Origin of the sequence: Rossellomorea aquimaris, from assembly GCF_008180865.1 — a bacterium.
Lineage (GTDB): Bacteria > Bacillota > Bacilli > Bacillales > Bacillaceae_B > Rossellomorea > Rossellomorea yichunensis.
The window spans coordinates 663636-681484 of the sequence record NZ_VTEX01000001.1 but is presented as its reverse complement, the minus strand read 5'-3'; the positions used below and the strand labels follow the sequence as shown (position 1 = coordinate 681484).

At 40.9% G+C, this 17849-nt stretch carries 15 protein-coding genes; all 15 read right to left on the bottom strand.

From position 1 onward, the window contains the following. Positions 1-81 precede the first annotated feature (81 nt). Positions 82-1641: a ribonuclease Y gene (rny, locus tag FZC88_RS03410; RefSeq protein ID WP_148969297.1), complete on the bottom strand. Its 1560-nt coding sequence runs from the start codon at positions 1639-1641 to the stop codon at positions 82-84. A gap of 448 nt (positions 1642-2089) precedes the next feature. Next, complete coding sequence (recA, locus tag FZC88_RS03405) at positions 2090-3127, bottom strand: recombinase RecA (protein ID WP_148969298.1); 1038 nt, start codon at positions 3125-3127, stop codon at positions 2090-2092. Positions 3128-3343: 216 nt separating this feature from the next. Next, complete coding sequence (locus tag FZC88_RS03400) at positions 3344-4582, bottom strand: competence/damage-inducible protein A (protein WP_148993647.1); 1239 nt, start codon at positions 4580-4582, stop codon at positions 3344-3346. Between the two features lie 72 nt (positions 4583-4654). Beyond that, the gene (gene pgsA, locus FZC88_RS03395; protein WP_148969300.1) at positions 4655-5233 is read right to left on the bottom strand and encodes a CDP-diacylglycerol--glycerol-3-phosphate 3-phosphatidyltransferase; all 579 of its coding nucleotides are present in this window, start codon (positions 5231-5233) and stop codon (positions 4655-4657) included. Between the two features lie 81 nt (positions 5234-5314). After that, entirely contained in the window at positions 5315-6217 is a 903-nt protein-coding gene (locus FZC88_RS03390; RefSeq protein ID WP_148993646.1) for a helix-turn-helix domain-containing protein, read from the bottom strand. 19 nt (positions 6218-6236) lie between these two features. Then, entirely contained in the window at positions 6237-7028 is a 792-nt protein-coding gene (locus tag FZC88_RS03385; RefSeq protein ID WP_148993645.1) for a DUF3388 domain-containing protein, read from the bottom strand. Between the two features lie 269 nt (positions 7029-7297). Further along, the gene (locus FZC88_RS03380; protein WP_044337337.1) at positions 7298-7555 is read right to left on the bottom strand and encodes a DUF3243 domain-containing protein; all 258 of its coding nucleotides are present in this window, start codon (positions 7553-7555) and stop codon (positions 7298-7300) included. A gap of 89 nt (positions 7556-7644) precedes the next feature. Next, positions 7645-8361, bottom strand: coding sequence for an elongation factor P 5-aminopentanone reductase (gene ymfI / locus FZC88_RS03375; protein WP_262371639.1), 717 nt, complete (start codon positions 8359-8361; stop codon positions 7645-7647). A 61-nt stretch (positions 8362-8422) separates the two neighbouring features. After that, positions 8423-9712 carry an EF-P 5-aminopentanol modification-associated protein YfmH gene (yfmH, locus tag FZC88_RS03370; RefSeq protein WP_148993643.1) on the bottom strand — a complete coding sequence of 430 codons (1290 nt, stop codon included), beginning with the start codon at positions 9710-9712 and terminating at the stop codon, positions 8423-8425. Positions 9713-9714: 2 nt separating this feature from the next. Next, a complete protein-coding gene (yfmF, locus tag FZC88_RS03365; RefSeq protein WP_148993642.1) occupies positions 9715-10989 on the bottom strand; it encodes an EF-P 5-aminopentanol modification-associated protein YfmF in 1275 nt (424 codons plus the stop codon). Between the two features lie 890 nt (positions 10990-11879). Further along, positions 11880-12839 carry an ABC transporter permease gene (locus tag FZC88_RS03360; RefSeq protein WP_148968788.1) on the bottom strand — a complete coding sequence of 320 codons (960 nt, stop codon included), beginning with the start codon at positions 12837-12839 and terminating at the stop codon, positions 11880-11882. Next, positions 12840-13889: an ABC transporter permease gene (locus FZC88_RS03355; protein ID WP_148968787.1), complete on the bottom strand. Its 1050-nt coding sequence runs from the start codon at positions 13887-13889 to the stop codon at positions 12840-12842. Continuing rightward, on the bottom strand, positions 13882-15417 hold the full coding sequence (locus FZC88_RS03350; RefSeq protein WP_148993641.1) for an ABC transporter ATP-binding protein: 1536 nt from the start codon (positions 15415-15417) through the stop codon (positions 13882-13884). Before FZC88_RS03350 ends, FZC88_RS03355 begins: the two co-directional genes overlap by 8 nt. Before the next feature lie 214 nt (positions 15418-15631). Beyond that, the gene (locus tag FZC88_RS03345; protein ID WP_148993640.1) at positions 15632-16729 is read right to left on the bottom strand and encodes a BMP family lipoprotein; all 1098 of its coding nucleotides are present in this window, start codon (positions 16727-16729) and stop codon (positions 15632-15634) included. Between the two features lie 50 nt (positions 16730-16779). Next, positions 16780-17505: a GntR family transcriptional regulator gene (locus FZC88_RS03340; protein WP_148993639.1), complete on the bottom strand. Its 726-nt coding sequence runs from the start codon at positions 17503-17505 to the stop codon at positions 16780-16782. Positions 17506-17849: the final 344 nt, after the last annotated feature.

Sequence of the window (17849 nt, the reverse complement as noted above, 5' to 3'; positions counted from 1 at the left end):
TCTATTCATCCTCTGGATAGATAAAATATGCGATAAAAAAAGCTGACCCGAAAGGGGAAAATCCCTATTCGAGTCAACCTCTTATTTCGCGTATTCGACAGCCCTTGTTTCACGGATGACCGTTACTTTAATATGGCCAGGGTAATCGAGCTCATCTTCGATCCGTTTACGGATATCCCTTGCTAATCGATGAGATTCCAAATCGTCAATGGCTTCTGGTCTAACCATAATACGAACTTCTCGTCCTGCCTGGATAGCGAACGATTTCTCAACGCCTTCATAAGACTCTGAGATTTCTTCCAACTTCTCTAATCGGCGGATATAGTTCTCAAGCGTCTCACTTCTCGCGCCAGGTCTCGCAGCAGATAAAGCATCAGCTGCAGCAACCAGTACTGCGATGATGGACGTAGGCTCAGTATCTCCGTGGTGAGAAGCAATACTGTTAATGACAACAGGGTGTTCTTTGTACTTCGTTGCCAGTTCAACACCAATTTCCACGTGGCTTCCTTCTACTTCATGGTCGATTGCTTTTCCGATATCATGAAGTAATCCAGCACGTTTAGCGAGTCTTTCATCCTCACCAAGCTCTGCTGCTAATAATCCAGAAAGATACGCCACTTCCATTGAGTGTTTTAAAACGTTTTGACCGTAACTTGTACGATACTTTAAACGTCCCAAGATTTTAATTAAATCCGGGTGAAGACCATGAACGCCAACTTCAAAGGTTGTCTGTTCACCAATTTCACGGATGTATTCATCCACTTCACGTCGGGATTTATCGACCATCTCTTCAATTCGCGCAGGGTGGATACGTCCATCCTGAACTAACTTCTCTAATGCAATTCGAGCCGTTTCTCTACGAATCGGATCAAAACCAGAAAGAATAACTGCTTCAGGAGTATCATCAATAATCAAATCAATTCCTGTTAAAGTTTCCAGCGTACGAATGTTACGTCCTTCTCGCCCAATAATTCGACCTTTCATCTCATCATTCGGTAGGTTCACAACACTAACCGTTGTTTCTGCCACATGTTCAGCAGCACAACGTTGAATAGCCAGTGAAAGGACTTCTTTCGCCTTCTTATCTGCATCTTCCTTCGCACGTGTTTCATGCTCTCTGACCATAATAGCGATATCATGGGAAAGTTCATTTTCAACGCGGTCAAGAATGATTCCTTTCGCTTCATCACGAGTTAAGCTCGAGATACGTTCTAGCTCTGTTTGCTGTGATCGTACCATCTCGTCCACTTTGCTTTCCATCTCTTCAATATGTTGTTGTCTCTCGTTAAGGGTCCCCTCTTTTCTTTCAAGTAAGGCTTCACGCTTATCAAGCGTTTCATCTTTCCGATCGAGGTTTTCCTCTTTTTGCATTAAACGATTTTCTTGTTTCTGCAATTCATTTCTTCGTTCACGAAGTTCATTTTCCATTTCTGTGCGAAGTCTATGATTTTCGTCCTTTGCTTCCAATAGTGCTTCTTTCTTCAGAGCATCTGCCTCGCGCTTAGCATCTTCTAAAATGTGCTCTGCTGAACCTTTAGCACCAGCAATCTTTGCTTCAGCAATGGACTTACGAATTAGGTATCCAACAACTACACCGACGATAAGGCCAAGCAAAATGGAGATGATTGTTATAGGTTGCATTATTTCACCTCCTCTTGCTATGAACTGTCATCATGTCTTTTACATGTCGGCTTGTACATTGCTCAAAAGAACAAAATATACAGCGCTAGGCTTTCAAATATTCATTCGAAAAATTTGTAAAATATACATGTTAATTTTAAATCTCTGAAAATTTATTGTCAAGGGGTAGAGCCCTCTATCACTAGATTTCTCAAGGGATTTTTTCCAATCGACATAAATTGACACTGTCACTATGGGGTTATGGATGTTTTTTTGACACCATCCATCTATTTGAAAACTTTTTGTTGAATTTAGAAATTTACATCAGAAAACGATTATTCACATGCTTCTCTTAACTATAAGCGATTATCATTAGAGAAAAACACCATTACTATTTTCTACCAAATAATAGCTTATCATACATAATAAAGAGAAGCACACCGAAAATGGCTGCTTCTCTTCATTATGGTTAGTCTTCTAAAAGACTTAATTCACTTTGATCATCGGTCTCAGCTCGACCTGTATCCAATCCGTAATGATCACGGATTTTCAGCATGATTTCGCTGCGGATTTCCGGATTTTCTTTAAGGAAAATCTTCGCATTCTCACGACCTTGACCTAAGCGCTCTTCGTTATAAGAGTACCAGGCACCGCTCTTCTGAACAATATCAAGCTCAGATCCAAGATCGACGATTTCACCTTCTTTAGAAATTCCCTCACCGTACATGATATCTACTTCCGCTACACGGAAAGGAGGAGCTACTTTATTCTTCACGACTTTAATCTTCGTTTTGTTCCCTACCATTTCATTTCCTTGCTTAAGTGTTTCTGCACGACGGACTTCCAAACGTACAGAAGAATAGAATTTCAGTGCGCGCCCACCAGGAGTCGTCTCAGGATTTCCAAACATGACTCCGACCTTTTCACGGATTTGGTTAATGAAAATCGCGATGGTCTTCGATTTGTTGATAGCACCTGAAAGCTTACGAAGAGCCTGTGACATTAAACGGGCTTGAAGACCTACGTGAGCATCTCCCATCTCACCCTCGATTTCCGCTTTCGGTACAAGTGCTGCAACAGAGTCGATAACGATGGCGTCCACTGCCCCACTACGTACTAGCGCTTCAGCAATTTCCAGTGCCTGTTCACCTGTGTCCGGTTGAGAAAGTAATAATTCATCTATGTTTACCCCAAGCTTTTGTGCATATTCAGGATCAAGTGCGTGCTCTGCATCGATGAATGCCGCCTGACCACCTTGAGCCTGGACTTCTGCAATGGCATGAAGTGCTACTGTTGTTTTACCGGATGATTCCGGACCATATACCTCAATGATTCTACCGCGGGGATATCCGCCAACTCCAAGAGCTGCGTCCAATGCCAGTGAACCACTTGGACATGTTACTATCTTTCTATCAGTTTGCTCCCCAAGCTTCATGATAGAGCCTTTACCGAATTGCTTTTCTATTTGTTTTAACGCCATATCTAAGGCTGCTTTACGATCGCTCACAAAATCTTCCTCCTTTGAATATAGAACTTGAAATAGACAACTTATAAGCTTGTCTCAAATCCAACCTATCTATACTATAAACGTTTTTATAATAGAAAACAAGAAAAAAATCGAACATTCATTCGGTTTTTTTCTATAGGTGATTTGGATTGAATTTGGTGCGATTGAACAATAAAAAAACTGCCCTCCACCTATCAGAAGACAGCCAATCTATCCTTACTTACTCAATTCTTTAATCAAATAATACCAACCGTATTTTGTCGTTCTCATTCGGTTAGCATTACGTCCGCCGCCAAGATTTAATAGAAACGTTTTAGTTGGTTGATCTTTCATGGAAAGTCCAATCCAAACGGTTCCTGCAGGTTGCCCTTCGTGTGATCCGGGACCCGCCACACCAGTAAAACTGATTCCGATATCCGATGATAAAAGTTCTCTTACGTTTTTTGCAAGCTCTTGTGCACACTTTTCGCTTACTGATGTATGCTGTTTAAGTGTACTTTCTTTCACAGAGAGTACCTTCTTCTTGACCTCATCCTGGTAACAAATCACCCCGCCATTCAGGATGGAGGATGTACCTGGTAATGACGCTAATTGAGCTTGAAAGAGGCCCCCGGTTAAACTCTCTGCACAGGAAAGTGTGAAACCTCTCTCTTTTAATAATTTGAATCCCACCTCAACGAGAGAATCCTGATCGTAACCGTAGAAGTAATCTCCTGCAATATTCATAATCTCAATTTCTAACTCATCCAAAAGGGTGATGGCAGCATCTTTCGATTCGTGTTTGGCCGTCAACCTCAGTGTAACTTCTCCGTCACCAGCCAGTGGGGCAATGGTTGGATTGGTTTGTTGATCAATCAGATCTTCTAATTCTGTTTCCAACTGAGCTTCCCCAATGCCGAAAAAGCGCAGGACCCGGGAATGGATAATTTCTTTCTTCTTCAATAATTTTTGGATGGCCAGTTTGCCGTAAGTATTGAACATCGGTTTCATTTCAGATGGAGGCCCGGGTAAAAGCATGTATGCTTTACCATCTTTTTTCAATAGCATGCCGGGAGCCATACCGTTCTCATTCTTCAACACCTGAGATCCGGCTAATATGAGTGCCTGTTTTTCATTATTGGGGGTCATCTCCCGGTCGACTTTTTTAAAATAGCTTTTAATTGATTCCAATGCATCTTGGTCCATGGTCAAAGTTGTACCTAATGACTTCGCAATGGTCTCTTTCGTCAAATCATCCTTGGTCGGTCCAAGTCCACCAGTGAAAATCAACAAGTCTGCTCTTTCTTGAGCTACTGAAATCGCATGTTGCAACCGCTCTGGATTGTCACCAACACTAGTGTGGTAGTAGACATTCACCCCCATTTCAGCCAGCTGCTCTGAAATGAATTGAGCATTGGAATTGACGATTTGACCTAATAGTAGTTCTGATCCAACCGCTATAATTTCTGCATTCATCCTAAATTCCCCCTGTCATCAATGTAAAGAAGGGGATGATTCCAGTAGAATCAACCCCCTTGTTCAAGCGTTTTATTTCGAATTTACAAATGCTTTTTTGTTATGTTTGAAATAGTCCCATCCAGACCAAATGGTAAAGAACATAGCCACCCAGAGAGCAATGGTCGCAAATGGCAAATTGATCAGTTCGAAAATGGCATTATGCAGAAGCAGCGCTGAAATAGCGATGATCTGTGCCCATGTTTTGATCTTTCCAAGTTGACCCGCAGCAACCACTTCCCCTTCTCCAGCTAACACAAGGCGAAGACCTGTTACCGCAAACTCACGGCTGATGATGATAATGACAATCCATGACGGGGCAAGACCAAGCTCAACCAGAACAATTAATGCAGCGGATACAAGCAATTTGTCCGCCAATGGATCTAAAAACTTCCCAAGGTTCGTCACGAGGTCAAGCTTTCGTGCATAATAACCGTCTACCCAATCGGTTGTTGCCGCAATGATGAATATCAAAGCTCCCACAAAGTGCTTGACCGGCATTTCTGCCCCAAGAAACATCATGTCACCCCAGTTTAGCGGTGCAAGCATAATGATTAAAAATAATGGAATTAAAAATATCCTTGAAACTGTAATCTTATTAGGTAAGTTCACCTTTCTACCTCCAATACTTAAAAACACGTTCTAGCTATAGTATGTAAGAAAAAGGAGTTATTAAAACTCCTTTCATCTCAATTATTGTGTCGCTTTAGTTTCATAGTTAATGATGATATCCTGTCTTACGACATCCGTTGCAGAAATTTTATACTCAAGTTGTTTGCCATTCACACTTATATCCGTGTTTGAAGCATCCCCTATGATGAGGTATGCCTGTTTCTCACTGGAAAAGTCAAAGTCCTTTTTATTACCCTGTTTTAGTAATCCTTCAAACAATACTTGCTCGTCGGTGTTAAAGACTTTCACCCAAGTGTCTCCCTCAGCCGCCAACTGCAGCTTGAACTCTTCTGTATTTTTCAATTCATAGGTTGTTTTATAATCTGAAGTATTAACAGCCTCTAATGATTGTTCTGGTTTTTGTTCTTTTTCTTCCTTGGCATTTTCATCTTCTGAAGGTTTATTTTCCCCTGTTTCTTCTGTTTCTTTGGTTTCTTCTTCAGGCTCTTCACTTTCAGCCGTCTGGTTTTCATCTACAGCGACTTGCTCCTGATTCTCTGAAGGCTGTGCCTCAGGGCCTTTATCCCCCACTTTCCCCTGCCAGAATACCCATACGGCAATCAAGGCACCAATAACGAACAGGGCTATAAGCAGTTTGGGCACGAAGTCAAATACCTTGGTAGAGCTTTCTGATACAGACTTTCTTGACTGAACCCTGGAGAGGGAAACCGGTATCTCATCTTCATAGGTTGTCGGAATTTCTTCCTTATGTTCCTCGAAAATCATTTCAGGAGGAAGACCGACCGCTTCACAATACTGTTTAATAAATGCACGCACATAGAACTTCCCGGGCATCGCGTCATACGAGCCTTCTTCAATCCCAATCAAATAGCGTTTTTGAATTTTTGTCATTCTTTGTAAATCATCGAGGCTGTAACCTTTAGCTTCACGGGCTTCCTTTAAACGATTTCCTAATTCCGTCACCACTTAACACCTTCCAATATTAAAAATCAAAACCTCCAAAATCGGAATTTTGAAATAGATTATTTTGTTCTACTAATTCATATGTAATTTCTTCATCAGGATCGTTTCTAAGTTCAATGATATAATCAAAATCTTCAAGTGAATATTCAGAGTTTTGAACGAATACGTCAGGATGTTCGATTACTTTCACAGCAGGCAATCTCATGATTTCCCTTACTAGTTGCCAATGCTTTTCACTCGCACGGCGAGTTGAAACGATACCGTCAATTATAAATAGATTTTCAGATGAATACTCGTCTTCAATCAGCTTGCTTCTTATTGTCTGCTTTAATAAGGTAGAAGAGACAAAGAGCCATTTCTTATTTGCACATACGCTTGATGCCACGATGGATTCGGTCTTCCCTACCCGGGGCATCCCTCTGATCCCAACAAGCTTATGTCCCTCTTGCTTAAATAGCTCAGCCATAAAATCCACCAATAAACCCAGCTCATCACGAACAAACCGAAACGTTTTCTTGTCATCGGCATCTCGCTGAATATAACGGCCGTGACGAACGGCAAGGCGATCCCGTAATTTCGGCTCCCGGAGCTTTGTAACATTAATCGTATCCATCGTTTGTAAGATGGACTCAAGCCTTGCTATCTGTTCATCATTGTTAGCAAGAAGAAGCATTCCCCTCCTGCCTTCATCTACACCATTTATCGTCACTATATTTATAGAAAGCATTCCTAATAACGAGGAAATATCACCTAAGAGGCCTGGACGATTTTTTTGAATTTCATATTCTAAATACCATTCTTTGCGTTCCATTGGTTCCCTCCTGAAAAAACTGTGACATTTCAATTCGATAAAAAACGACATAATTCGGAAAGATTATTTAAACATCTAGGTATTATAATAAATGATTTTCCGGTAATAGAAAAGCAAAACCTACATAAATATGTACAATTTCTCATTTTATACCTCATAAGCTGTTTATAGTAAAGAAGTATAGACTTCACCCGAAGAATGACTTCTGTATCTAGTGATTCTTTTAGAAATATATATATAAGAAAAAGGAGAGGAAAAAATCCCTCTCCTTAACGAGTACCATTGTTATTAACAAGTTTAACCATCATGTTCGCAATGGCATGTTGTTCTTCAGGAGAAGCGACAGACCATAAATCCGCTAACACTTTTTCCTGATCGTTCTTAGCTTCGACTTGATTCGCTAAGTAGTCACCAATTTGGTAAGCTAAGTCAGAAACCGTTTCATTTTCCATTCCACCATGTTGAGCCTGGTGAAGACGGTCACCTAAGAAGTTTTTCCAATCAGACCAGTTATCTAATACAGACATTTGTCATGACCTCCTTTATTGAAATACAACCTTAGTTTGTATCCAGGAGGAAAAATTATTCGCCTTAATCCTTGGACTAAAAAACTTTTTCATGTATGCCACCCACCATTGATGGAGATGGTTTGACCAGTTATATAAGAGGATTTGGGGGAAGTGAGAAATTGAATCGAGTCGGAAACTTCATCCGCCTGAGCAAAACGACCCATTGGAATTTCCTCCCTTAGAGCTTCTAGTTCCCCTTCAGAAAACGAACCCATCATCGATGTATCAACTGCTCCTGGAGCAATTGCATTGATTCTTACCCCGCTTAGAGCAAGCTCCTTACTCAATGATTTCACAAATGCCAGCTGCGCCCCCTTTACAGTTGAATAAACGACCTCACACGCTCCGCCTATTTGTCCCCAAATGGAGCTTACCATTACAATGCTTCCCTTACGATCTATCAGTTTTGGCAATAACTTTTGAATGAGAAGTAAAGGACTTTTCACATGAACGTTAATCAAATAGTCCACCTCTTCTTCAGTCTGATCTTGAAACATTCCCCAGCTTGAATTCCCACTACTATAAATAATGGCATCAAGTTGGAAGATACTGTTTACTAGACTCCCGACTTCTTTCGGGAGTGCAAGGTTCGCCCGAATGGGAATTGCCTCCACCCCAAGTTTTTCAACCTTATGAATCAGGTCTGTTATGGCTTTTTCATTCGTATGATAATGTAAATATAAATTCCATCCCTCTTCTGCCAAGCTTAAGGCCGTGCTGCTTCCAATTCCCCCTGAAGCCCCTGTTATTAAAGCATATTTCATCTGTTTCCACCTCAATGTCCACATAAAGAGAGGAACTACCCTAGAGCAGCTCCCTCCGATTTTATGATTTTGGTACTACCTGACACACCGTAAAGCGCTCTTCACTGATAATGGTACTGGCAACGGTTTGTATATCATCATACTTCAATGATTCAAGTGTAGGTACAACCTCAAAAAGATCCATTTCGTTAAAAGCATAGCGTGTGAATTGATTTGCAATAAACTCAGGAGAATTAATGGCACGTAAAAACGCACCAATCTTCTTTTTCTTCGTTCTTTCTAAACCCTCTTCTGTAAAGAGAGATTGTTCTTTGGCTTTAAGTAGCAGCGATTGTACCTTCTCGGCAAGGATATCCGGCTTTTCCGTATCCCCACCGACGGTAAGGAATCCAAAGCCATTTTCCTGTGTATAATCATAGTGGAATGTTTCATCAATCAATCCATCATTGTATAGTTCAGAATAATATTTTGAACTTTTACCAAATAACATATCCAGGAAAACGTTCATCGAAAGCTCTTGTCTTAGCATTTCCTTGCCTTGCTGATGCGGTTCAGGCGCTTTAAGGCCTACCAGGCACTTAGGGCTTTGCACATTCATCTTAAGGACCTGCTTCTTCTCAGCAACCGTTTCTGGTTCATCATCAAATCTCCGCTTTATCTCAGGCATTTTTTCATAATCCTTCTTTTCCTGATTCGAACGGATCTGATTCATGATTTGATCTGGGTCTACAGATCCCACTACAAAGAGGAGCATATTGCTTGGGTGGTAGAAAGTGTTATAGCACTGATATAACATATCTTTCGTGATTGGTGTGATGGACTCAATCGTTCCTGCTATATCAATCTTCACAGGGTGATTTTTGTACATATTCTGAATCACACCAAAGTATAATCGCCAGTCAGGGTTATCATCATACATGGTGATTTCCTGTCCGATGATTCCCTTTTCTTTTTCCACGGTCTTTTCTGTAAAATACGGGTCTTGAACAAAATCTATTAAGGTTTCTAAATTACGTTCTACATTGGTAGTACTTGAAAATAGATAAGCCGTTCGTGTAAAGGATGTGAAAGCATTAGCCGACGCACCCTGGCGGCTGAATTGCTGGAATACATCCCCGTCTTCCTTTTCAAACAATTTATGCTCCAGGAAGTGGGCGATTCCATCTGGAACCTTAACGAATTCTTCTTCGTTCAGTGGAACAAAATGATTGTCAATGCTTCCGTACTTCGTCGTGAATGTGGCATATGTCTTATTAAATCCTTTTTTCGGGAGAATATAGACGTCCAATCCATTAGACATTTTTTCATAAAATAAGTTTTCCTGTAGTTGATCGAAGGAAATTTTCTTCATATTTATCCCTCCATTCCTGTTAAAAAGTAGATGGTATCAAGCTCAACTTTATTTGCTGCTTTCACGATGTCTTCTTTCGTCGTCTTCTCTATTTCTTCAAGCCAGTGTTTTAAATCAATTTCTTCATGTGCGACTGCATTATGATATAGTACCTCAACTAAACCACGGGACGTATCAATGGTTTCAAGCAGTTGATTGCGGATGACCGCTTTCGTTTGTTCGATTTCACCATCCGTAAAGTCTCCATCCTTCATGGCTTGCAGTTGATCATTGATGATTCCGACTGCTTGATCATATTTCTCAAATTCTATTCCGGACATAACCATCAATAATCCTTTATGACTTTCCAGTCTACTTGCTGCATAGTAGGCTAAGCTCGCTTTTTCCCTCACATTTATGAACAATTTAGAATGAGAAAATCCACCGAATATTCCATTGAACACCTGAAGGGCAAAGTAATCATCATCGCCATATTGTGTATGAGTCCGGTAGCCCATATTAAGCTTACCTTGCTTCACATCCTGCTTTTCTTTCACGACGTTTTCCCTTTCCTTTTGCTCCACTTCCGATGAATCGACTTCGAGAGGGGTACGTTCCTTTAATTGGAGGAGTTGATCACACAGTTTTTCAACTTCCACAACATCTACATCGCCGATGACATAAAGATCGAATTGATCTTCATTCATGACTTTTTGATAATATTCATACAAACTCTTGGCCGTTATGGACTCAACTTCTTCACTAATGCCATTAACATGAAGGGCAAAACGCTCTCCCTTACACATTTCTTCTACAAGCCGGGAATTAGCGTAGCGCATTTTATCGTCATATACTGCCTGTATTCTTACCTTCTGGTTTCGTTTTTCTTTCTCGACCGTTTTCTTATCGAATTCGTTATTTTCAATATGAGGATTTTGCAGGACATCTGCTAAAAATTCTATTCCTTTTTGAAGTAAAGGCTCTGAGTCCCTTAAAAACTTTTCGTTGGCGATTTCCACGGACATGCTGACCACGTGGTACTCACCTTTTTTACCTAAATCCGTGAAAAAGTTAGCACCATATAATTCATCCAGGTATGATCTTAATTCCGTTGTACTCGGATAGGTCTTTGTACTGCTTTGCATCACATGAGGGAGTAATCCGCGTAAGGTCACTGTTTCTTGATCTAAAGGAGCTTTCATTTTCAAAATCAGACTGTTGGTTTTATACTTATCCGTTTGAACGATATGTAGCGTGTACCCCTGTTTCTTTTTTACTACTTCATTTATGGCTGTCATCGTACCGTCCTCCTTAGTTCCACACTTCCGTGATTTTTGAAATCAAAAAAGTTATAAACACCTTTATTGTGCGGTATTTATGTATAACTATACATGTAGTGATATGTTGATTTCAAGCATCTTCCTCTATTGGAAAAATACCCACAGAGTAAACTAGTATATGTATAGAAAATGTGTAATATGTTTCATTTTATTGTTTCACAAATCTCTTTTGTCAAAGATTGTTGTTTTTCAATATATGGTCTGCTTCGGCTCTGTCAATCAGTGTGTGCTGGATGGTGAGTGGAACTGCTCTGCTTGCAGCTAGCGCTCGGCCGAGCCTCCTCAGCTTAGCCGAACGGGGTCTCGGCACGCCCAATATCCTCCGGAGTCTACGCAGTTCCCCTCACCATCTTTAACAGAATTTTTCATGACAGAGCTTTAAGGTGTGCAAGAACACAATGTAATTAGAAAAGAATAATTCTTCATCCTTAAAAGGAAAATCAATCTCTATTTACCTTAAATGAGATGGTTTGCTAAAAGTCTTGTTTTTACTGATTTCCATTAAGGATACATGCTCAGAAAGTTGATTGGAGCGGAAGGCACTCCTGCGGGAATAGCTGGACAGTACGAAAAGCGGAGGGGCTTTGCCCAGGGGCGACAAGCATAAGACGAGTCTGCCGGAAAGGCGCTCTTTGCCTTTTTGGTAGACTTGGCTTATGACCTCGAGCCCCTAAGCCCCGTAGCTAGACAGGTGAGACCCGGAGGCGCAACCGAGGATGCTCACCACCTGCCCCGCGGAAAGCGAGCATCCTGAAGTGGAAATCAGCTACTACTTTCGAATGTTAAATACCAAAAAAAGGTACCTCGAAATGTCGAGATACCTTTCTAGATTCGTGCTTATTGTATATTTAACGATTTCCTTTAATATACGGTGTACCAAGTGCTTTAGGTGCATCTGCACGGCCGATGAATCCTGTAAGTGCAAGGATTGTTAATACGTATGGTGCGATTAGCAGATATACACTCGGAATGTTTTCAAATAATGGAATACTTGATCCGATGATACTTAAGCTTTGTGCGAACCCAAAGAATAATGCTGCACCCATTGCGCCAAGGGGATGCCACTTACCGAAGATCAAAGCTGCTAAGGCCATGAATCCCTGCCCGCTTATGGTTGCGTGACTAAAGTCCGAGGAAATGGACTGGGCATATACTCCTCCACCCACTCCTGCAAAAGCCCCAGAAATGATTACGCCGATATAGCGCATTTTCGTTACGTTGATACCCATTGTGTCTGCAGCCATTGGATGCTCACCTACGGAACGCAATCTGAGACCGAATGGAGTCTTAAACATAATGAACCAAACGATGACGGAAACAAGAATGGCTACAAATGGTGGCCAATAAGTGTTGGAGAAGAAAATATCACCGATCACCGGAATTTTGTTAAGTAATGGTACATCCACTTTTCCAAAACCTTCTGAAATGATGTCTGTTTGACCCTTTCCATAAATACGTTTGACTAAGAAAAGGGTTAAACCGATGGCAAGCAGATTGATTGCCACTCCGGAAACTACCTGATCGGCACGGAATGTTATCGAGGCAACCGCATGGAGTACGGCAAGTAACGCACCCATGACCATCGCTATTAGGAGGGCCACCCAAGGTGTTGCCGCACCGAATGTGTCGGCAAACGCTAGATTGAAAACAATACTTGAGAAAGCTCCAATGACCATTAATCCTTCAAGCCCGATGTTAACCACACCAGAACGTTCAGAGAACGCTCCTCCTAACGCAGTGAAAATAAGTGGTGATGCCCACAATAATGTTGATGGAATAAGGATTGTTAAGATATCGATAAAGCCCACTTATTTCACCCCCTTCTTACTAAATCGTTGAATCAGATAACGAATCATATAACCAGATGCTACAAAGAAAATAATAAGGGCAATGATGATGTCTACCAGTTCATTTGGAATACCTGCTTCAAGAGGCATATTTAACGCCCCCACTTTGAGTCCTCCAAATAATAATGCTGCGAAGACAACACCAATGGCAACATTCCCCCCTAATAGTGCTACAGCGATCCCATCAAATCCGACCCCTGTAAATCCTCCTTTAATCGAGGCGTAACCAAATGTCCCCAAACCTTCCATGGCTCCTGCGAGTCCTGCAAATGCCCCGGAAATGACCATAGAAAGAATGATGTTTCCATTTACGTTCATTCCTGCGTATTGAGAAGCATGCTGGTTAAAACCTACGGAACGAAGTTCATATCCACGAGTCGTTTTTTCTAAAAGGAACCACATGATAAATACACAGGCGAGGGCAATGAAGATCCCCCAATGCAGTCTTGAGTAATCCGTTATGGCCTCAAAGAATGGAGACTTTAATGAGGCCGTCTCTGCGATATAGTCCGTACGATCTTTGCGCTCCGTCAATACATCTCGGATAATCGCATTGGTTACGTGAAGTGCAATATAGTTCATCATGATCGTAACAATTACTTCGTGTACACGGTATCTTGCTTTCAGTAATCCTGGAATGAAGCCCCAGAATGCGCCGGCTAATGCCGCTGCGATTACAGCAAGTGGCAAGTGGATGATCTTTGGTAACTCATCGAAAGCAACTCCAACCCATACTGCAGCAAGCCACCCTACAATCAGTTGTCCTTCGACCCCGATATTGAATAATCCGGTTCTGAATGCAAAGGCAACAGCCAAACCTGCCAGAATGTACGGAGTCACTTGACGAACCGTTTCCCCTACATAGTAGATCTCTCCGAAAATACCTTGCCAAAGTGCAGAGTATCCTGCAATTGGATCATATCCGCTCACAAGCATAATAATGGTTCCGACAATAATTCCCAAAAGGACCGAAATAACCGGGATTAATATATTTGTTAATCGATTAGACATGTTCGTTCTCCCCCGCTTCCTTCCTCTTCGAACCAGCCATCAGTAGTCCAAGTTCTTGTTCGGTTGTTTCTTTTGGATTCACAATTGCTACAATTTGCCCTTCATAAATGACCGCGATACGGTCACTTACATTCATGATTTCATCCAATTCAAATGAAAGTAATAGTACGGCTTTCCCGTTATCCCGCTGCTCGATCAGGCGCTTGTGAATGAACTCGATTGCCCCTACATCGAGACCGCGGGTAGGCTGGGCAGCAATCAACAGATCCGGATCTCGATCGACTTCCCGACCGATGATCGCTTTTTGCTGATTACCACCGGATAGTGCCCTGGCAAGGGTATATTCAGAAGGTGTCCTTACATCAAACTCTGAAATTAGCTTTCTCGCTTGATTGTAAATATTCTTATAGCTTAATACCCCTTTATTTGAATAAGGCTTTTGGTAATAGGTTTGTAGAACCATATTTTCACCGATTGGAAAATCCAGAACTAAACCATGTTTGTGACGATCCTGAGGAATATGACCTACACCTGTTTCATAAATCTTGCGCGGTTTCATATTGGCAATTTCTTTTCCATTCAGCTTAATCGACCCACTATTAACTTTGTATAACCCTGTAATCGCTTCTATCAGTTCACTTTGACCGTTCCCATCAACTCCCGCAATACCAAGGATCTCCCCGGCTTTCACTTCCAGGTTTAACCCCTTTACAACGGAAACATTGCGATGATCTTTTACGTTCAAATCTCGAATTTCGAGCACATTGTCAGTAGGGATGGCTTCCTTCTTCTCAGTCTTAAAGGTTACTTCACGTCCTACCATCAGACTGGCAAGATGATTCGGATCGGTTTCTGATACCTGCACTGTCCCGATCCCTTTTCCTTTTCTGATAACGGTTACATTATCACACACTTCCATAATCTCTTTTAGTTTATGAGTGATAAGAATGATAGACTTGCCTTCTAGAATAAGAGTTTTCATGATTTGAATAAGCTCTTTGATTTCTTGTGGAGTCAGTACCGCCGTAGGCTCATCGAAGATCAGAATTTCTGCACCACGATAAAGTGTTTTCAAAATCTCAACACGCTGCTGCATTCCTACTGAAATTTCAGAAATTTTAGCGGAAGGATTCACTTTTAAACCGTATCTTTCTGAGATTTCCAGAATATCCTTCTCTGCCTTTTTAATATCCACTGTGGCACCGGACTTCGGCTCTCTCCCGAGAATAATATTTTCTGTTACTGTAAAGGTATCAACGAGCATAAAGTGCTGGTGAACCATTCCGATCCCTAAGTCATTGGCAATATTGGGATTGGTGATGTTTACTTTCTGCCCCTTCACACGAATTTCTCCTTGTTCAGGCTGATAAAGTCCAAATAAAACATTCATCAGTGTAGATTTACCTGCTCCATTTTCACCTAGAAGCGCATGAATTTCACCTTTTTTGAGTTGGAGGGTAATATTATCGTTTGCTACGATGCCAGGAAATTCTTTACGAATATTCAGCATCTCAATTACATAATCCATTGCTAATCACTCCTTGCATAGGCTAGGGATATTTATCTAGTAGTTAGAGGTCAGACCTTAAGACTCTAGAAAAAAAGGGTTTCCCCGATTAAAACTCTAAATGAAAGATAGAAAGAAGTTTCTATACTTCAATTAAATTTTTAATTATTATGAATATTCTTTTTAGAAAAGGGATAAGAGACCGGCTATCCTTGGCCCCCTTATCCCTGTTCAATTAGTTAGCTGAGAATGAATTTGCTGCATCTAAAGATTCAGGAACAGTGATTTCCCCACTCTTGATCTTTTCTTTCCATTCATCAACTTTAGTCATAACCTCGTCTTTGTTAGAAAGCTCTTCGTTAAGTTCAGCTAATCCAACACCCTCTTCGTTAAGTCCGTAAGAGATAACTTCTCCACCTGGGAAGTTTCCTTCTTTTGCTTTGTTAGCAAGATCCAGAACCGCATTATCAACACGTTTCAAAGAAGAAGTCAAGATGATATTATGATCCCCAACTTTACCTTCTGCTGATTGGTCGGAGTCAACTCCGATTGCCCATAGCTCACGGGAAGGATCTTTTTCTTTTAAGTCACGTGCTTCTTTGAACAATCCATTGCCTGTACCACCAGCTGCATGGAAGATAACGTCTACATCTTGTGAGTACATCTTAGACGCAATTGTTTGACCAAGTTCAGCTTTGTCGAATGCTCCTGCATAATCTGCAACGATTTCCGCTTCGGGATTCACTGATTTAACACCAGCAATGAAGCCGGAGTGGAAACGCTCGATTACTGGAATTTCCATTCCACCAAGGAAGCCGATTTTGTTCGTTTTCGTTGCCAGTCCAGCTGCAACCCCCGCAAGGAATGAACCTTCTTGCTCTTTAAATGTGATACTTGCAACGTTTGGCTGGTCTACAACAGCATCAACAATTGCAAAGTGAGAATCTTTTTGTTGTTGTGCAATATCATTGATTGCACCTTCCATAAGGAAGCCGATACCATATACTAAGTCAAAGTCTTGACGAGCTAATGTGTTTAAGTTAGTAGCATAGTCAGCATCAGATTGTGATTGTAAGTAGTCAAAACCTTCCTTACCTTTTTCTAAGTCGTGCTCTTCACCGAAAGCTTTTAAACCTTCCCAAGCAGATTGGTTGAAAGATTTGTCATCTACTCCACCAACATCCGTAACCATTGCTACTGTAAATTGATCTTCTTTCTTGTTACCTTCACCACTAGATGCACCTTCTTTGTCCTCGCTTGTTCCACAAGCACCTAATAATGTACCTGCAGCTAGAACAAATGACAACGCTAAACCAATTTTACGTTTTTTCACCTAGAGTACCCCCTAATATTGTAATAAATTAGTAGAAAGATGGATTGTTGTTATACACGCTTTCTTAATACGTGGAAGCTAAATTTGTCTGACCGAAAATAGTTTACTGAGTACAGAATCGGCTCATCGTTTTCATCAAAATGCATTTGCTTTAAAACGAGTAGTGCCGTTTCTGGTTCACAATTTAGAATAGGGGAGATTTTATCGTGATAGCCCATAGGTTCTATTTGTGCAACAGCATGAGTGATTCTCTTATTCTCGCGTTTCTCCAAAACGGTGAAAATCGAGTTATCTTCATGGGTGAAATTCCTCGGCATAATCTTTTCAGGAATTTTGTCTACACAATACACAACCGGTTCCCCGTTTGCAGTACGAACCCGTTCAATCAGGATCACGTCGTCCTCTTCATTGCAAGTAAACCTCTTCACATCATCCTCCGTAGCTTCTTGAGTCGTTGAGCTTAAGAAAATGGTCCCTGGCTCCATACCGGCCTGCTTAATCATGTTCGTTACACTGTTCAGCTGCTCAATACCAGAAGTAAAGAGCGGTTTAGCGTTTACAAATGTACCTACCCCATGACGTCGTACGATGACACTTTCTTCCTCAAGAATTCTGAGAGCTTCACGGAGAGTAGCCCTACTCACACCTAGTTGTTTGGAGAGATCAAATTCAGACGGGAGTTTTTCTTTTTCTTTGTATATTCCCGCTTCGATATCTTTCTTCAAACGGTCTATCACTTGTAAGTATAAATGTCGATTGTCTGTCTTTATTGTCACTGGAACCACCACCAAATTTTCTCAAGACATCAGACCTCTGATGTATATCTTTCCTACTAATCGAAAATACTATAACACTTTTCTTTTCATAAATAAATAGCATTGTGTGATTTTGTCGAAAAAAATGACTAGAATGACAATTTAAAATCCTTTTTTGTAAAAAAATAGTAAATATATAAGAGTGAATGGGCTTTCACGGAGTTATTTTACATATAATTTACAATAAGGTTGTTATAGATTATCAATCTTTACAAAATTAAAACAACTCCATTACAATTGTAAACGCTTTTAATAGTATAACACATTGGTGGATAAACTAGAATAACATGATTTGAAACGGATAC

Coding starts and splice junctions, on each gene's coding strand:
- rny (WP_148969297.1), bottom strand. CDS start 1,641: ATGCAACCTATAACAATCATCTCCATTTTGCTTGGCCTTATCGTCGGT.
- FZC88_RS03400 (WP_148993647.1), bottom strand. CDS start 4,582: ATGAATGCAGAAATTATAGCGGTTGGATCAGAACTACTATTAGGTCAA.
- FZC88_RS03385 (WP_148993645.1), bottom strand. CDS start 7,028: ATGGAACGCAAAGAATGGTATTTAGAATATGAAATTCAAAAAAATCGT.
- FZC88_RS03380 (WP_044337337.1), bottom strand. CDS start 7,555: ATGTCTGTATTAGATAACTGGTCTGATTGGAAAAACTTCTTAGGTGAC.
- ymfI (WP_262371639.1), bottom strand. CDS start 8,361: ATGAAATATGCTTTAATAACAGGGGCTTCAGGGGGAATTGGAAGCAGC.
- yfmH (WP_148993643.1), bottom strand. CDS start 9,712: ATGAAGAAAATTTCCTTCGATCAACTACAGGAAAACTTATTTTATGAA.
- yfmF (WP_148993642.1), bottom strand. CDS start 10,989: ATGACAGCCATAAATGAAGTAGTAAAAAAGAAACAGGGGTACACGCTA.
- FZC88_RS03355 (WP_148968787.1), bottom strand. CDS start 13,889: ATGTCTAATCGATTAACAAATATATTAATCCCGGTTATTTCGGTCCTT.
- FZC88_RS03350 (WP_148993641.1), bottom strand. CDS start 15,417: ATGGATTATGTAATTGAGATGCTGAATATTCGTAAAGAATTTCCTGGC.